Below are 15,994 nucleotides of genomic sequence, written 5' to 3' on the forward strand. Positions count from 1 at the left end.
GGGTAACCCGGGTGGCAGCCGGTTACACCTGGGGCGCGCTCGTAGAACACCTTCGCACGATCGTCGGCGGGGGGCACCTTTGGGGCATACCGGGAGGAAGAGGTGATCGCGTGGCGTGCTCAGCGTGCGGTCAGGATCCTCGGCCCGGACTCCGTGATCGCCACCGTGTGCTCGGCGTGGGCCGCCCGGGAGCCGTCGTTCGTCTTCAGGGTCCAGCCGTCGGGGGCCGCGTGGAAGTCGTCCGTGCCGCCCGCGACGACCATGGGCTCGATGGCCAGCACCATGCCGTGCCGCAGCCGCATGCCGCGCCCGGGGCGGCCCTCGTTCGGCACCCCGGGGTCCTCGTGCATGCGGCGGCCGATGCCGTGGCCGCCGAAGCCGTCCGGGATGCCGTAACCGGCGCCCCGGCACACCGTGCCGATCGCGTGGGCGATGTCGCCGACGCGGTTGCCGACGACGGCCGCCTCGATGCCGGCCGCGAGGGCCCGCTCGGCGGTCTCGATCAGGCGGAGGTCCGCCGTGTGCGGGGTGCCGACGACGAAGCTGAGTGCGGAGTCGCCGACCCAGCCGCCCAGTTCGGCGCCGAAGTCGATCGAGACGAGGTCGCCGTCGCGCAGGCGGTAGCGGGTCGGGATGCCGTGCACGATCGCGTCGTTGACCGAGACGCACAGAACGGCGGGGAAGGGGGTCGGTGCGAAGGAGGGGCGGTACCCCAGGAAGGGCGAGGTCGCGCCCGCCGCGCGCAGGACGCCGTGCGCCACCTCGTCCAGTTCCAGCAGGGACACGCCCACGGCGGCGGCCTCCCGGGCGGCCGTCAGGGCCCGCGCGACGACCTGGCCCGCCTCGTGCATCGCGTCGATAGAAGTGTCTGTCTTCAGTTCCACCATGCCAATTACTATACCGGTATTAGAATGGGGTCATGGTGCGCACCCCACTCACCCCCGAAGAGCGCGAACGCGGCGAGCGGCTCGGCAAGCTGCTGCGTGAGGCGCGTGGCGGCCGGAGCATGACGGAGATCGCGGCGAGCGCGGGCATCTCCGCGGAGACCCTCCGGAAGATCGAGACCGGCCGGGCCCCGACCCCGGCCTTCTTCACGGTGGCAGCGCTGGCCGGAGTGCTCGGACTGTCCATGGACGAACTGGCCGGGCAGTGCGCGCCGGTGCCCTTCTGAGGCTCCTGCGCCGCGCGTGAAAACTCCCCGTAGCACGCCCGTAACACGACTGGTGTTGCCTACGGGGCGGAGTGCTCCGGTCTCACGGGAGTTGAGCGATGGCGGCGGATCAACTCCCGGCTGAAGTCGGGGAGTTCGTGACCTACCTGGGCGGTCTGCTGACGCGCCTGGACCCGTCCGGCGGCTGGTGCGCGGTGTTCTGGCAGCGCGATCCGGAAGGCATGCGGGCTTGCCTCGACGGGCGCGAGATGCCGCCCTGGGACGTGGTCGAGGCCCTGCTCCAGGACCTCGCCGGGCAGTACGGACCGGGAGGTGCCGGCCCGGAGACGGACCGGGCCCGCGCCCTGCACGCCGCAGCGCTCGCCGCGTACGACGGCCGTCCCGGGGGCCGCGACGCCCTCGGTGACCGCCTCGACGTCATGCTCCGCGAACAGAAGTACGCCGCCGAACGCCAGGCCGCCCTGGCCCGCCACCTGACCTCGGCCACGACCCGCGAGCAGGCGGACGCCCTCCGCCTAGACCTGGCCTGGGCCCGGGACGACCACGACCGGGCCGCGGCGCGCTGCGCGGAACTCCGGGCTCGGATGGCCCACCTGGACCGACACGACCGGGAGTTCCTCCCGGGGGCGTGGCAGGACGCCGCCGGACCGTCCACGACTGATGACGCGTACGAGCCCGGGGCCCCCGCGGCCGGGACCGGTACCCCCGACCGGCACGGTGCCGGAGGCCCGGGAGCCGGCCGGCGCGGCCCCATGGGCCGGCCTGACCAGAGGGAAGCCGCCGGGGCCGCCGCCGGATCGGACGCGCTGCCGGCCGGCGCCCAAGCCGCGGCCGATGCCGTCGGCCGGTACGACGCCGTAGGCCGAGAGGGCCGGCGGTACGCGCCGCAGTACCCGGCGAGGGGGGCTGTCTCGGGGGAGGTCGAGGGGGCCGACGCGCTCCCCGCCTCCGCTCCTGCCCCGGTCGTGGCCGATGCCGTCGGCCGGTACGACGCCGTAGGCCGAGAGGGCCGGCGGTACGCGCCGCAGTACCCGGCGAGGGGGGCTGCTTCGGGGGAGCCGGCCGCCCCCGAGCCCCCGGCCCCCAAGCAGCGCAAACGACGTCGCGGCGGTGCTCGTTTCGCCGGGGTGGTGGACGAGGGTGGCGCAGCCGTCGCCGTGCCGCCGGCCGGGGGTGTGCCGGACCTGCCCGTGTCCGCCCCCACGGCCCCCGGCCGTACCCCCCGCGGTGCGCGCTACGCCGGGGCCGCCGAGGAGGCGGTGGTGGAACCCGCGGCACCGGAGGCCGGCCGGCCCGGGGCCGCGGATCTGGCCGAGGTCGGAGGGACCGTCGACCTGCTGGCCCGGCTGCGGAGCGAAGGGCGCAGCGGAGAGGCCCACGCCCTGCTGACCGAGGTCGCCTCGTGGGAGCCCGCCCGGTTTCCGCTGCTCGCGGAGCGGCTGCACCGGGCCGGCCTGGACGCCGACTGGCAGACCCTGTTGTGGGAGGCCGCATCGCTGCCCGCCGGGCGGCTGGTCGCCGCCGCCGACGCGCTGGTCGGGGCCGGGCGGGCGGGGGACGGACAGCAGATGCTTCGGCAGGGGGTCGCACGGCCCCCTGGCGAGGTCGGAGAGGCCGTCCTCGGCCTGGCCGCCGAAAGGCGCCACCGCGAGGTGCGCGTGCTGCTCGACGCGTACGTCAGGGCCCGTACCCCCGAGGAGGCCGCCCGCAGCGCCGAGCCCGATCCGCGGCGCCTCGTACCGCTCCTGCTGGAGGCCGCCCAGAGCGTGTCGGACGAACGGCGCTGGGATCTCGTGCACGCCCTGCGGGTCGCCGGATTCCCCGCCTGACCGGCGACGCCCCACCCGGGGCGACTCACCCACAGGAGTGCGAATCGCGCAATGCCCCGCGGGTTGGCGACGATGGTCTTGGCAACCCCGTGCCAGAGGCTTACGTTCGTGGCTCTACGGCCCGTTTCTACGGGCGTAGAGGCGCAGACGTCGCGTCGAAGGAGCAGCTCATGGCCAACGTCGTACGTGCCGCCCTGGTCCAGGCCACCTGGACCGGCGACACCGAGTCCATGGTGGCGAAACACGAGGAGCACGCCCGCGAGGCGGCCCGCCGGGGCGCGAAGATCATCGGCTTCCAGGAAGTCTTCAACAGCCCCTACTTCTGTCAGGTCGAGGAGCCGGAGCACTACCGCTGGGCCGAGCCCGTCCCCGACGGGCCGACCGTACGGCGGATGCGGGCGCTCGCACGCGAGACCGGCATGGTGATCGTCGCGCCGGTGTTCGAGGCTGAGCAGCCCGGCTTCTACTACAACACCGCGGCGGTGATCGACGCCGACGGCACCTACCTCGGCAAGTACCGCAAGCACCACATCCCGCAGCTCAAGGGCTTCCGCGAGAAGTTCTACTTCAAGCCCGGGAACCTCGGCTGGCCCGTCTTCGACACGGCCGTCGGCAAGGTCGGCGTCTACATCTGCTACGACCGCCACTTCCCGGAGGGCTGGCGCCAACTCGGCCTGGCCGGCGCCCAGCTCGTCTACAACCCCTCGGCCACCCACCGGAGCCTGTCGTCCCACCTGTGGCGGCTGGAGCAGCCCGCGGCCGCCGTCGCCAACGGGTACTACATCGCCGCGATCAACCGCGTCGGTCAGGAGGAGTACGGGGACAACGACTTCTACGGCACGAGCTACTTCGTCGACCCGCGTGGGCAGTTCGTGGGGGACGTCGCAAGCGACAGCCAGGAGGAACTCGTGATCCGGGAGCTGGACATCGACCTGATCGAAGAGGTGCGGCAGACGTGGGCCTTCTACCGCGACCGCCGTCCCGACGCCTACGAAGGGCTGGTGCAGCCGTGACCAACGACCTCCTGGGCCGTCACCGGGCCGTGCTCCCGGACTGGCTGGCCCTCTACTACGAGGAGCCCCTGGAGATCACCCACGGCGAGGGCCGCCACGTCTGGGACGCGCAGGGCAACCGGTACCTCGACTTCTTCGGCGGCATCCTCACCACCATGACCGCGCACGCGCTCCCCGAGGTGACCAAGGCGGTGAGCGAGCAGGCAGGGAGGATCATCCACTCCTCCACCCTGTACCTCAACCGCCCGATGGTCGAACTCGCCGAGCGCATCGCCCAGGTGAGCGGCATCCCGGACGCCCGCGTCTTCTTCACCACCTCCGGCACCGAGGCCAACGACACCGCCCTGCTGCTCGCCACGGCGTACCGGCGCAGCAACACCATCCTCGCGATGCGCAACAGCTACCACGGGCGCTCCTTCAGCGCCGTCGGCATCACCGGCAACAGCGGCTGGTCCCCGACCTCGCTCTCCCCGCTCCAGACCCTGTACGTGCACGGCGGCGTGCGCACCCGCGGCCCGTTCGCCTCGCTCAGCGACGACGCCTTCATCGCGGCCTGCGTCGACGACCTGAAGGACCTGCTCGGCCACACCCGCCCGCCGGCCGCGCTGATCGCCGAACCCGTCCAGGGCGTCGGCGGCTTCACCGCACCGCCGGACGGGCTCTACGCCGCCTTCCGCGAGGTGCTGCACGAGCGCGGCATCCTGTGGATCGCCGACGAGGTGCAGACCGGCTGGGGCCGCACCGGCGAGCACTTCTGGGGCTGGCAGGCCCACAGCCGCAACGGGCCGCCCGACATCATGACCTTCGCCAAGGGCATCGGCAACGGCATGTCCATCGGCGGGGTCGTCGCCCGCTCCGAGATCATGAACTGCCTGGACTCCAACAGCATCTCCACCTTCGGCGGCACCCAGGTCACCATGGCGGCGGGCCTCGCCAACCTCACCTACCTGCTGGAGCACGACCTCCAGGGCAACGCCCGGCGCGTCGGCGGCCTGCTCATCGAACGGCTGCGGGCCGTCGCCGCCCACGTCCCGGCCGTACGGGAGGTACGCGGACGCGGGCTGATGATCGGCATCGAGATCACCAAACCCGGGACGGACGAGGCCGATCCGCAGACCGCGGCGGCCGTCCTGGAGGCGGCCCGCGCGGGCGGCCTGCTGATCGGCAAGGGGGGTGGCCACAACACCAGTGCGCTGCGCGTCGCCCCGCCGCTGTCCCTCAACGTCGCGGAGGCCGAGGAGGGCGCCGCGATCCTCGAGAACGCTCTGCGGAGCATCCCGTAGCAGTGCACTGAGCAAGGGGCCCGCCATCATGACCATCACCCTGGATTCCCTGGAGCCCGCCCTGTCGGTCCGGCAGGTCCTCACCCTGGAGCGGGTGCTCGCCGGGGAGCCCGAGGTGGTGGCCGGCGCGAGCCACCTCGACCGGCCGGTGCGCTGGGTGCACGTCGCCGAGGCCGCCGACGTCGGCGTGATGCTCAGTGGCGGCGAGATGGTCCTCACCACCGGTGTGCTGCTCGCCGGCGACGAGGACAAACAGGCCGAGTACGTCCGGTCGCTGCACCGCGCGGAGGCCGCCGCCGTCGTCCTCGGACTGGGCCGCGCCTTCCCCGCGGCGCCGGACGTGATGCGCCGGGCGGCCGAGCGGTGCGGACTGCCGATGGTCGTCCTGCACCGGCCGTTCCCCTTCGCCGAACTGACCGAGGAGGTCCAGTCGCGGCTGGTGCGGCGCAAGTTCGCCGCCGTCAGCCTCTCCGAGGCCGTCCGCACCGAACTCACCGCCCTCATCACCGCCGGCGCCCCGCTGCAACGCCTGCTCGACGAGGTCGCCCGGCACAGCGCCTGCCCCGTCGTCGTCACCAACCTCGCCCACCGCGTCCTCGGCACAGCGGGGGAGCGGCCCGCGGTGGACGACGTGCTGCGCGACTGGGAGCGCATCGCCCGGCAGGCGTGGGGGCACCACCCAGGCCGTTCAGGCACTGGGGGAGGCGTCGAGGGCGACGGCTGGATCCGGGCCGAACTGGGCGGGCGCGGGGAGCGGTGGGGCCGGATCGTGCTGTGCGGCTACCGGGGCGACACCGCCACCGGACGGCTGCTGGCCGACCGCGCCGCCGAGGCCCTCGTCCTGCACCGCATGCTCGCCGGCGGCGCCGCGTGTTCCTGGGAGGAGCAGTCCGCGCAGAGCCTGCTGACCGACCTGGTCAGCGGCGTCGTACCGGCACGGCAACTGCTGCCCCGGGCCCGCGCGGCCGGGCTGCCGGTCAACCGGCGCACCTTCGTGCCGCTGGTCGTCCGCGACGGCGACCCCGCCCGGCTCGAACGCCTCCTGCGGCTGCTGGGCCTGCCCGGGCTCGTCGCCGAACTGGCCGACGGCGCCACCGCCGTGCTGCTCAGCCTGCCCCAGGACCAGGACGCGGGTGTCCTCGCCGCGCACTTCGCGACCCGGCTGCGGACCGAGACCGGCCCCGGCCACACCGTCGTCGCCGCGGCCGAAGCCCGCTCCGCCTGGGACGACGTACCCACCGGGCTGCGCGAGGCCCAGCACGTCGCGGACGCCGTCGCCGACTCCTCCGCCGTCCTCGACCTCCCGCCGGTGGTGCGCCTGAAGGACGTCCACCTGCGGGGCCTGATCCGGCTGCTGCGCGACGACCCGCACGTGCAGTCCTTCGCGGAGCGCGAGCTGGACGGGCTGCTGCGCGAGAGTGACGAGGACCTGCTGTCGGTGCTGCGCACCTACCTGGCCACCGGCCGCAACAAGTCCCGCACCGCCCAGCTCCACCACGTCTCCCGGCCGGCCCTCTACCGCCGGCTGGAGGCCATACAGGTCCGCCTCGGGGTGGACCTCGACGACTTCGAGCAGGCCGCCTCGGTGCACATCGCACTCCTCGCGCACGACGCGCAACAGCAGTGAAACACGACGATCACCTGGGAAAACGGCGGTGAAACATGGGTCCACGAAAGAGTGACACGGTGGCACGCCGCACGCCCCGGGACGTGACACGCTGCAACTCAAAGACGCCTTTCGCCCTCCCTAGGCTCACGGCACACCGAGCGACCGGAGGTCCCGATGAGCCGAGTGATCCGCGCCGCCGTCTTCCAGACCGCCTGGACGGGCGACAAGGAATCGATGATCCAGGTCCACGAGCAGGCGGTCCGCGACGCGGCCGCGCAGGGCGCCCAAGTCCTGTGCTTCCAGGAACTGTTCTACGGCCCGTACTTCTGCCAGGTCCAGGACCCGGCGTTCTACGAGTACGCCGAGCAGATCCCCGAAGGCCCGATCGTGCGCCGCTTCCAGGCCCTCGCCGAGGAACTCGGCATCGTCCTGGTGCTGCCGATGTACGAGGAGGAGCAGCCCGGCGTCCTCTACAACACCGCCGCCGTGATCGACGCGGACGGCTCCTACCTCGGCAAGTACCGCAAGACGCACATCCCCCAAGTGCGGGGCTTCTGGGAGAAGTTCTACTTCCGCCCGGGCAACAGCGGCTGGCCCGTCTTCGACACGAAGGTCGGCCGGGTCGGCGTGTACATCTGCTACGACCGCCACTTCCCGGAGGGCTGGCGCGCCCTCGGCCTCGCGGGCGCGGAGATCGTCTTCAACCCGTCGGCGACCTCCCGCGGCCTGTCCGGCTACCTCTGGCAGCTGGAGCAGCCGGCGGCGGCCGTGGCCAACGAGTACTTCGTCGGCGCGATCAACCGGGTCGGCGTCGAGGAGTACGGCGACAACGACTTCTACGGCACCTCGTACTTCGTGGACCCGGAGGCCCAGTTCGTCGGCGAGGTGGCCGGCGACAAGGAGCCCGAACTGGTCGTCCGCGACCTGGACATGGCCAAACTCCGCGAGGTCCGCGACCGCTGGCAGTTCTACCGGGACCGGGCACCGGGTGCGTACGGGCCACTGACAGCACCCTGAGAAACCCAGGGGCGCGGGGAACTGCGCGACCAGCCACCGTCAACCGTCACGTTCAAACGGCGAGGAGCGACAGAGCATGAGCACCCGAACCGTCATCCGCGGCGGCCTCGTCATCACCGCATCCGACGAGATCCACGCCGACGTCCTGATCGAGGACGGCCGCATCGCCGCCCTCGCGGCATCCAACACCCCGGCGGCGCAGGCCTTCACCGCAGACCGCACCATCGACGCCACCGGAAAGTACGTCATCCCCGGCGGCGTCGACGCCCACACCCACATGGAGCTGCCCTTCGGCGGCACCTTCGCCTCCGACACCTTCGAGACCGGCACCCGGGCCGCCGCCTGGGGCGGAACGACGACGATCATCGACTTCGCCGTGCAGAGCGTCGGCCACAGCCTGCGCGAGGGACTCGACGCCTGGCACGCCAAGGCCGAGGGCAACTGCGCCGTCGACTACGGCTTCCACATGATCGTCTCCGACGTCAACGAACACACGCTGAAGGAGATGGACCACCTGGTGGAGGAGGGCGTCACCTCCTTCAAGCAGTTCATGGCCTACCCGGGCGTCTTCTACAGCGACGACGGCCAGATCCTGCGCGCCATGCAACGCTCCGCCGACAACGGCGGCCTGATCATGATGCACGCCGAGAACGGCATCGCCATCGACGTCCTGGTCGAACAGGCCCTGGCCCGGGGCGAGACGGACCCGCGCTACCACGGCGAGGTCCGCAAGGCCCTGCTGGAGGCCGAGGCCACCCACCGCGCCATCAAGCTGGCGCAGGTGGCCGGCGCGCCCCTCTACGTCGTGCACGTCTCGGCGACGGAGGCGGTGGCCGAGCTGGCCCGGGCCCGCGACGAGGGGCTGCCCGTCTTCGGTGAGACCTGCCCCCAGTATCTGTTCCTGTCCACCGACAACCTCGCCGAGCCCGACTTCGAGGGCGCCAAGTACGTGTGCAGCACGCCCCTGAGGCCGAAGGAACACCAGGCCGCACTCTGGCGCGGCCTGCGCACGAACGACCTCCAGGTCGTCTCCACCGACCACTGCCCCTTCTGCTTCGTCGGCCAGAAGGAACTCGGCCGCGGCGACTTCTCCAAGATCCCCAACGGGCTTCCCGGCGTCGAGAACCGTATGGACCTGCTCCACCAGGCCGTCCTCGACGGGCACATCTCCCGCCGCCGCTGGATCGAGATCGCCTGCGCGTCCCCGGCCCGCATGTTCGGCCTGTACCCGAAGAAGGGCACCATCGCGCCGGGCGCCGACGCCGACGTCGTCGTCTACGACCCGCACGCCGAGCAGGTCATGTCGGCCGAGACGCACCACATGAACGTCGACTACTCGGCGTACGAGGGCAGGCGCACCACCGGCCGGGTCGAGACGGTCCTCTCGCGCGGCGAACCCGTCATCACCGAGCGGGAGTACACCGGCCACGCCGGGCACGGCGTGTTCACCCCGCGATCCACCTGTCAGTACCTCAACTAGGAGTGGCGCAGATGGACTTCGGACTCGTCCTGCAAGCAGACCCGCCGGCCTCGCGGGTGATCAGCCTGATGAAGCGGGCGGAACGGAACGGCTTCACCTACGGCTGGACCTTCGACTCGGCCGTGCTGTGGCAGGAACCGTTCGTGATCTACAGCCAGATCCTGGCCAACACCACGACCCTGAAGGTCGGGCCGATGGTGACCAATCCCGGCACCCGCACCTGGGAGGTCACCGCCTCCACCTTCGCCACCCTCAACGACATGTTCGGCAACCGCACGGTCTGCGGGATCGGCCGCGGCGACTCGGCGATGCGCGTGGCCGGCCGCAAGCCCAACACCCTGGCCCGGATCAGCGAGGCCATGAAGGTCATCCGGGACCTCGGCAGCGGACGGGAGGCCGACCTCGGCGGCGGCACCGTGGTCCGGTTCCCCTGGATCAAGGAGGGCGCCGAACTGCCCGTCTGGATGGCCGCGTACGGGCCCAAGGCCCTGAAGATGACCGGCGAGGAGGCGGACGGGTTCATCCTCCAGCTGGCCGACCTCTATCTCACCGAGTACATGGTCAAGGCCGTGAAGGACGCGGCCGTCGCCGCCGGGCGGGACCCCGCCGAGGTGACGATCTGCGTGGCCGCCCCGGCCTACGTCACCGAGGACGACTCGCCCGAGGCACTCGCGCACGCGCGCGAGCAGTGCCGCTGGTTCGGCGGCATGGTCGGCAACCACGTCGCCGACCTGGTCTCCAAGTACGGCGAGCACTCGGCCGCCGTCCCCGACGAACTCACCGACTACATCAAGGCCCGCGAGGGCTACGACTACTCCCACCACGGCCGCGCCGGCAACCCGGACACCCAGTTCGTGCCCGACGAGATCGTCGACCGGTTCTGTCTGATCGGCCCGGTCGACAAGCACATCGAGAAGCTGGAGGCGCTGCGCGCGCTCGGCGTGGACCAGTTCGCCGTCTACGACATGCACGACGCGCAGGAGGCCGTGATCGAGGCCTACGGATCCCGGGTGATTCCGGCCGTCAACGGCTGACCTCCTCCGCCGCACCCCCCTGTGAACTCCCCCTTCCCAGCGGCTCGGGAAGGGGGCCCCAGGACGCTCACCGGCGCACCCCCCATCGGCATCACCGCACGGCCTTTCCCGTCCCACCTCCCCTGATTGGCCCGGCCCATGACCGATACCGCTCCCACCGCCCCACCGCCGACCACCCAAGTCACCCTCGCCGACGGCCGGGTGGAGATCACCCCGGGCGCCCCCGCACCGACCGGCCCCTACGCCAACGAGGACCTGCTGCCGGTCCCCGTCGAGAAGCGCACCTGGACCACCTACAACTTCTCCGCCCTGTGGGTCGGCATGGCCCACAACACGGCCTCCTGGACCCTCGCCTCCGGGCTCATCGCCGTCGGCATGGACTGGAAGCAGGCGGTGCTCACCATCGCCCTGGCCAACGTCATCGTGCTGATACCGATGCTGCTCACCGGGCACGCAGGACCCAAGTACGGCATACCCTTCCCGGTCTTCGCCCGGGCCTCCTTCGGCATCCGCGGGGCCAACCTGCCCGCCGTCGTACGGGCGTTGGTGGCGTGCGGCTGGTTCGGGATCCAGACCTGGATCGGCGGCGAGGCCATCTACTTCCTGGCCGGCAAGCTCATCGGCACCGGCTGGACGGACGCGGCGAAGGTCGGCGGCTACGCCTGGACGATGTGGCTGTCGTTCGCGATCTTCTGGGCGCTCCAGGTCGTCATCATCTACCGGGGCATGGAAACCATCCGCCGCTTCGAGAACTGGGCGGCGCCCTTCGTGCTCGTCGGCGCGTTCGTGATGCTGTGGTGGATGAGCGACAAGGCGGGCGGCTTCGGCCCGCTGCTCGACCAGCCCTCCAAGCTCGGCTGGGGCCCCGACTTCTGGAAACTGTTCGCCCCCGCCCTCATGGGCATGATCGGCTTCTGGTCCACGCTGTCGCTGAACATCCCCGACTTCACCCGCTACGGCAAGAGCCAGAAGGCGCAGACCCGGGGCCAGGCCCTCGGCCTGCCGACCACCATGACCCTCTTCGCGTTCCTGTCGGTGATGGTCACCTCCGGCTCCCAGGCCGTCTACGGCGAGGCCATCTGGGACCCGGTGCAGCTCGCCGCCAAGACCGACAACACGGTCGGCCTGCTCTTCGCGCTGGTCACCGTGCTGGTGGCGACGCTCTCCGTCAACGTGGCGGCCAACCTGGTCTCGCCGGCGTTCGACTTCTCCAACATCGCGCCCCGGCGCATCAGTTTCCGGGCCGGCGCCCTCGCCACCTGCGTCCTCGGTGTGCTGATCTTCCCGTGGAAGCTCTACTCCGACCCGCAGGGCTACATCTTCACCTGGCTCGGGCTGGTCGGCGGCCTGCTCGGCACCGTCGCGGGCATCCTCATCGCCGACTACTGGATCCTGCGCCGCGCCCGGCTCGACCTGGCCGACCTGTACCGGCCCGGCGGCCGCTACTGGTACGAGGGCGGCTGGAACTGGCGGGCCGTCGTCGCCTTCGCGGTCGGCGGTGTCCTCGCCGTCGGCGGCGCGAGCTTCAAGCCGCTGATCGACGGCCGTCCCGTCCCGGCGCTGGCCGATCTGGCCGACTACGGCTGGGCCGTGGGCCTGGGCACGTCGATGGTCCTGTACCTGGTGCTGATGGCCACGCGGGGCCGCAGCACCGTCTGAAAGAGCCCGGCGCGCTGGAGGGCCGTTCAGCCCTTGTCGCTCTCCAGCGCGGCCACGGCTTCCTTCGCGGCCTTGATGGCGCCCTTGTTGATCGTGTCCGTGCCGGGCGCCTTCTTCGACTCGAAGTCACTGCCGTTGTAGGTGATCATCACCAGCGCGTTGGAGGCGCGGGCGATCACGACGCCCTCGCGGGTCTCCTGCTTGTCCTCGGTCGTGAGGTTCACGACGGAGTAGGCGCTGTCGCCCAGACCCGGGACGGCGCCGCCGCCGCTCTTCTTGTCGAGGTGCGCCTCGTACGACTTCTCCGCGGCGTCGTCCGACTCCATCACCTCGAACGACACGTCGAGCCAGCGGTAGTCGTACCCCTTGAGCGCGTTCCAGGAACAGGTGCGGCGCAGCTCCGAGTCCGTGGACGGGATCTCCTTGCCGGCCGTCTTGGCGCCCGGCACCAGCGACTCGATCGTCTTCTCGGCGACGCTCTCGCACGGGGCCGGCGCGGCCGAGTACGCCTTCGACACCGTCGACGTCGACGGGGCGGACGCGGACTGTGTCCCGGTCTTCTCTTCGGCCGGCTTGTGCTCGGCGGCCTGCGGCGCGGCGAGCGGACCGGACGACAGCGCCCAGCCCAGCGCGGCGAGCACCACCACCGGGGACAGACGGGCGGTCAGGGCGAGGGGCAGAGGTAGGGAACGCACGGCGCCCTTCTCGTGGGGGACGGAAGGTGCGGAGCGGGTCCGCACGGCGGACGGGACGACAGTCTCACACGAGTGTCTGTGGTGCGGAAGTGCGAACTCGCTCCGTGGCTGCGCGGTGACGGGGGACCCCTTTTCACCGCCCGGAAATCGGTCGGTTCAGCAGCCGGTGGGCGGTTTTCCCGAGGTTTTGCCAGGTCCCGCACCGGGGGAGGGGGACGGGTGGCGTGCCCCCGAGCGCCCCGGACGACGAGAGAAGAAGGCCGTATGTTCACCACCCGCCCCACCCTCCAGGGCACCTTCGGCATGGTCTCCTCGACCCACTGGCTCGCCTCGCAGTCCGCGATGGCCGTTCTGGAGGGCGGCGGCAACGCCTACGACGCGGCCGTGGCGGGCGCCTTCGTGCTGCACGTCGTCGAGCCGCACCTCAACGGCCCCGCGGGCGAGGTGCCGATCCTGCTCGCCCCGGCCGGCGGCGAAGTGCGGGTGCTGTGCGGGCAGGGCGTCGCACCGGCCGGGGCGACCGTCGCGCACTACCGGGGCCTCGGCCTGGACCTCGTCCCCGGCACCGGGCCGCTCGCGGCCGCCGTACCGGGCGCGTTCGACGCGTGGATGCTGCTGCTGCGCGACCACGGAACCCGGTCCCTGGACGAGGTCCTGAAGTACGCCATCGGCTACGCCGAGCACGGCCACGCGCCCGTGGAGCGCGTCGGCGAGACCGTCGAGACCGTGCGCGAGCTGTTCGAGACGGAGTGGACCTCCTCGGCGGACGTCTACCTGCCCGGCGGCAAGGCGCCGCGCCCCGGTGAGCTCTTCGCCAACCCCGCACTCGCCGCCACCTGGAAGCGCCTGCTCGCCGAGACCGCCGGCACGGGCGACAGACAGGCGCGGATCGAGGCCGCCCGGCAGGTGTGGCGCGGCGGGTTCATCGCCGACGCCCTCGTCCGCCAGGCCGGTCGTCCGACCAAGGACACCAGTGGCCGGCGGCACACCGGGACCCTCACGGCGGCCGACCTCGCCACCTGGTCCGCGACCTACGAGACACCGGCGACGTACGACTGGAACGGCTGGACCGTGTGCAAGCCGGGCGCCTGGAGCCAGGGCCCCGTCCTCCTCCAGCAACTCGCCCTGCTCCCGCCCGAACTGCCCCCGTACGGCTCGGCCGACTACGTCCACCTCCTGGTCGAGAACTGCAAGCTCGCCATGGCCGACCGCGAGGCCTGGTACGGGGACGCCGCCGACGTACCGCTCGACGACCTGCTGTCCGACCCGTACAACGCGGCCCGCCGCGCCCTCGTCGGCGAGCGTGCCGAGAACGACCTGCGGCCCGGCAGCCCCGGTGGACGCACGCCGCGCCTGTGCGCGCACGCGCGCGTGGCCGCCGCCGCTCAGGAGGGCTTCGACGCGCTGGGCGTCGGCGAACCGACCGTCGCCAAGAGCCCGGCGTCCCCCGTGCCCGGCGAACCCGAGATCCTCGCCGACGGCACCACCCGCGGCGACACCTGCCACCTCGACGTCGTCGACCGCTGGGGCAACATGGTCTCGGCCACCCCCAGCGGCGGCTGGCTCCAGTCCAACCCGGTCGTGCCCGAACTCGGCTTCCCGCTCGGCACCCGGCTCCAGATGACCTGGCTGGAGGAGGGCCTGCCCAACTCCCTCACCCCCGGCCGCCGTCCCCGCACCACCCTGACGCCCTCGATCGCCCTGCGCGACGGCGTGCCCGTCATGGCGTTCGGCACGCCCGGCGGTGACCAGCAGGACCAGTGGCAGCTGCACTTCTTCCTCGCGGTGGCGCTGCGCGCCCACGTGCGCGGCGGCCCCGACCTCCAAGGCGCCATCGACGCCCCGAACTGGCACAACGACAGCTTCCCCGGCTCCTTCTACCCGCGCGGCATGCGCCCGGGCAGTGTCACCGTGGAGGCCCGCACCGACCCGTCCGTCGTCGGGGAGCTGCGCCGCCGCGGCCACGACGTGACCGTGGGCGGCCCCTGGTCGGAGGGCCGGCTGTGCGCGGTCGCGCGGGACCCGGAGACGGGCGTGCTGTCGGCCGCGGCGAACCCGCGCGGAATGCAGGGATACGCGGTGGGCCGGTGATCCGTCGGCCGGACGCCGGAGGGCGCGCCCGTGACGGGCACCGCCGTCCGGCCGCGCCCGGACGCCCCGCTGTTCATCGCGAGGCCACCCGGAGTGCACCCGGCGGGCGGGCGTTGTCAGTGGCTCGTGTTGTCATGGAGGGGTGATCGACAGCAACGAAACCATCGAAGAGTTTCTCGCACAGCACGCCGGTGACGTCGAAGAGGCGATCCGCAAGGCGGCCGCCTCCGAGATCATGCCCCGCTGGCGCCGGCTGGCCGCGGACGAGGTCGACCAGAAGAGCGGCCCGCACGACCTGGTGACCGACGCCGACCGCAAGGCCGAGCTGTACCTGACCGAGGCGCTGGTCGCCCTGCTGCCCGGCTCGGTCGTGGTCGGCGAGGAGGCGGTCCACGCCAACCCGGCGTCCTACCGGGCGATACGCGGCGACGCCCCGGTCTGGATCGTCGACCCGGTCGACGGCACCCGCCAGTTCGTCCGCGGCGAGGCGGGGTTCTGCACCCTGGTCGCACTGGCCCACCGCGGCACCCTGCTCGCGTCCTGGACGTACGCGCCCGCCCGCGACCGGCTCGCCACCGCCCAGCGGGGCAAGGGCGCCCACCTCGACGGGGAGCGGCTGTTCGCCGGAGTGCCGGAGCCCGGGCGGGACCTGCGGGTGGCCACCTCCCACCCCGACTACACGACGGACGAGGAGAAGCACGCCCTGCTCGGCCTGCGCACCGACGGCGTGGCACCGCGCCCGTGCGGCTCGGCCGGACTGGAGTACCTCGCCATCGCCCGCGGCGAGTCGGACGCGGTGGCGTTCTCCTGGGAAGCCGCCTGGGACCACGCGGCCGGTCTGCTGCTGGTCGAGGAGGCCGGCGGCGCCCACCTGACCCTCGCGGGCGAGCCGTTCCGCATCGCGGGCGGCAACGCCCTGCCCTTCACCGCCGCCCGCGACGCGGCCACGGCCCGCCGGGTGGTGAGCCTGCTGTCGGGCGGGGCGTGAGCGGCCCGCCATTGCGTGCTGCACACAGGTGACTACCAAGCGTGTGCCCGTTCGGGGGTTTCGGTCGCCGCAAAGCGGCCTTCCCCGCCGTAAATCACCGGCGGCCGGTGACTGTCCGTCCCCGG

The 15,994-nt window shown here is 72.2% G+C and carries 13 protein-coding genes; 11 read left to right on the plus strand and 2 right to left on the minus strand.

From position 1 onward, the window contains the following. Nucleotides 1-119: 119 nt before the first annotated feature. Nucleotides 120-887, minus strand: coding sequence for a type I methionyl aminopeptidase (map, locus tag AB0E85_RS02350; RefSeq protein WP_361921587.1), 768 nt, complete (start codon nucleotides 885-887; stop codon nucleotides 120-122). A gap of 32 nt (nucleotides 888-919) precedes the next feature. On the opposite strand from map, the gene AB0E85_RS02355 reads away from it, so the two are divergent. The 9 genes from AB0E85_RS02355 to AB0E85_RS02395 all read left to right on the plus strand — a co-directional run bounded on the left by AB0E85_RS02355 (nucleotide 920) and on the right by AB0E85_RS02395 (nucleotide 12,095). Continuing rightward, the gene (locus AB0E85_RS02355; protein ID WP_361921589.1) at nucleotides 920-1,171 is read left to right on the plus strand and encodes a helix-turn-helix transcriptional regulator; all 252 of its coding nucleotides are present in this window, start codon (nucleotides 920-922) and stop codon (nucleotides 1,169-1,171) included. A gap of 98 nt (nucleotides 1,172-1,269) precedes the next feature. Beyond that, a complete protein-coding gene (locus AB0E85_RS02360) occupies nucleotides 1,270-3,000 on the plus strand; it encodes a hypothetical protein (RefSeq protein ID WP_361921591.1) in 1,731 nt (576 codons plus the stop codon). Between the two features lie 170 nt (nucleotides 3,001-3,170). Beyond that, nucleotides 3,171-4,013: a nitrilase-related carbon-nitrogen hydrolase gene (locus tag AB0E85_RS02365; RefSeq protein ID WP_031136537.1), complete on the plus strand. Its 843-nt coding sequence runs from the start codon at nucleotides 3,171-3,173 to the stop codon at nucleotides 4,011-4,013. After that, the gene (locus AB0E85_RS02370) at nucleotides 4,010-5,296 is read left to right on the plus strand and encodes an aspartate aminotransferase family protein (RefSeq protein ID WP_361921594.1); all 1,287 of its coding nucleotides are present in this window, start codon (nucleotides 4,010-4,012) and stop codon (nucleotides 5,294-5,296) included. Before AB0E85_RS02365 ends, AB0E85_RS02370 begins: the two co-directional genes overlap by 4 nt. A 28-nt stretch (nucleotides 5,297-5,324) precedes the next feature. Beyond that, complete coding sequence (locus tag AB0E85_RS02375; protein WP_361921596.1) at nucleotides 5,325-6,923, plus strand: PucR family transcriptional regulator; 1,599 nt, start codon at nucleotides 5,325-5,327, stop codon at nucleotides 6,921-6,923. A gap of 156 nt (nucleotides 6,924-7,079) precedes the next feature. After that, the gene (locus tag AB0E85_RS02380; protein ID WP_361921598.1) at nucleotides 7,080-7,922 is read left to right on the plus strand and encodes a nitrilase-related carbon-nitrogen hydrolase; all 843 of its coding nucleotides are present in this window, start codon (nucleotides 7,080-7,082) and stop codon (nucleotides 7,920-7,922) included. 76 nt (nucleotides 7,923-7,998) lie between these two features. After that, entirely contained in the window at nucleotides 7,999-9,402 is a 1,404-nt protein-coding gene (gene hydA / locus AB0E85_RS02385; protein WP_361921600.1) for a dihydropyrimidinase, read from the plus strand. 11 nt (nucleotides 9,403-9,413) lie between these two features. After that, entirely contained in the window at nucleotides 9,414-10,436 is a 1,023-nt protein-coding gene (locus tag AB0E85_RS02390; RefSeq protein ID WP_361921602.1) for a TIGR03842 family LLM class F420-dependent oxidoreductase, read from the plus strand. Between the two features lie 138 nt (nucleotides 10,437-10,574). Further along, on the plus strand, nucleotides 10,575-12,095 hold the full coding sequence (locus AB0E85_RS02395) for an NCS1 family nucleobase:cation symporter-1 (RefSeq protein WP_361921604.1): 1,521 nt from the start codon (nucleotides 10,575-10,577) through the stop codon (nucleotides 12,093-12,095). Nucleotides 12,096-12,121: 26 nt separating this feature from the next. Here the strand turns inward: AB0E85_RS02395 and AB0E85_RS02400 are convergent, their stop codons facing one another. Next, nucleotides 12,122-12,790: a hypothetical protein gene (locus tag AB0E85_RS02400; RefSeq protein ID WP_361921606.1), complete on the minus strand. Its 669-nt coding sequence runs from the start codon at nucleotides 12,788-12,790 to the stop codon at nucleotides 12,122-12,124. A gap of 264 nt (nucleotides 12,791-13,054) precedes the next feature. Between AB0E85_RS02400 and AB0E85_RS02405 the strand changes: the two genes are divergently transcribed. Then, nucleotides 13,055-14,881 carry a gamma-glutamyltransferase gene (locus AB0E85_RS02405; RefSeq protein WP_361921608.1) on the plus strand — a complete coding sequence of 609 codons (1,827 nt, stop codon included), beginning with the start codon at nucleotides 13,055-13,057 and terminating at the stop codon, nucleotides 14,879-14,881. 142 nt (nucleotides 14,882-15,023) lie between these two features. Continuing rightward, nucleotides 15,024-15,869 carry an inositol monophosphatase family protein gene (locus AB0E85_RS02410; RefSeq protein WP_361921610.1) on the plus strand — a complete coding sequence of 282 codons (846 nt, stop codon included), beginning with the start codon at nucleotides 15,024-15,026 and terminating at the stop codon, nucleotides 15,867-15,869. Nucleotides 15,870-15,994: the final 125 nt, after the last annotated feature.

This window comes from Streptomyces sp. NPDC029044 (assembly GCF_040637495.1).
In the GTDB taxonomy this organism is placed as follows: Bacteria; Actinomycetota; Actinomycetes; order Streptomycetales; family Streptomycetaceae; genus Streptomyces.

What these genes read in the sequence shown, in the direction of transcription:
- AB0E85_RS02375 (WP_361921596.1), top strand. Translation starts at nt 5,325, where the DNA reads ATGACCATCACCCTGGATTCCCTGGAGCCCGCCCTGTCGGTCCGGCAG.
- AB0E85_RS02405 (WP_361921608.1), top strand. Translation starts at nt 13,055, where the DNA reads ATGTTCACCACCCGCCCCACCCTCCAGGGCACCTTCGGCATGGTCTCC.
- AB0E85_RS02365 (WP_031136537.1), top strand. Translation starts at nt 3,171, where the DNA reads ATGGCCAACGTCGTACGTGCCGCCCTGGTCCAGGCCACCTGGACCGGC.
- hydA (WP_361921600.1), top strand. Translation starts at nt 7,999, where the DNA reads ATGAGCACCCGAACCGTCATCCGCGGCGGCCTCGTCATCACCGCATCC.
- AB0E85_RS02380 (WP_361921598.1), top strand. Translation starts at nt 7,080, where the DNA reads ATGAGCCGAGTGATCCGCGCCGCCGTCTTCCAGACCGCCTGGACGGGC.
- AB0E85_RS02390 (WP_361921602.1), top strand. Translation starts at nt 9,414, where the DNA reads ATGGACTTCGGACTCGTCCTGCAAGCAGACCCGCCGGCCTCGCGGGTG.
- AB0E85_RS02395 (WP_361921604.1), top strand. Translation starts at nt 10,575, where the DNA reads ATGACCGATACCGCTCCCACCGCCCCACCGCCGACCACCCAAGTCACC.
- AB0E85_RS02355 (WP_361921589.1), top strand. Translation starts at nt 920, where the DNA reads ATGGTGCGCACCCCACTCACCCCCGAAGAGCGCGAACGCGGCGAGCGG.
- AB0E85_RS02360 (WP_361921591.1), top strand. Translation starts at nt 1,270, where the DNA reads ATGGCGGCGGATCAACTCCCGGCTGAAGTCGGGGAGTTCGTGACCTAC.
- map (WP_361921587.1), bottom strand. Translation starts at nt 887, where the DNA reads ATGGTGGAACTGAAGACAGACACTTCTATCGACGCGATGCACGAGGCG.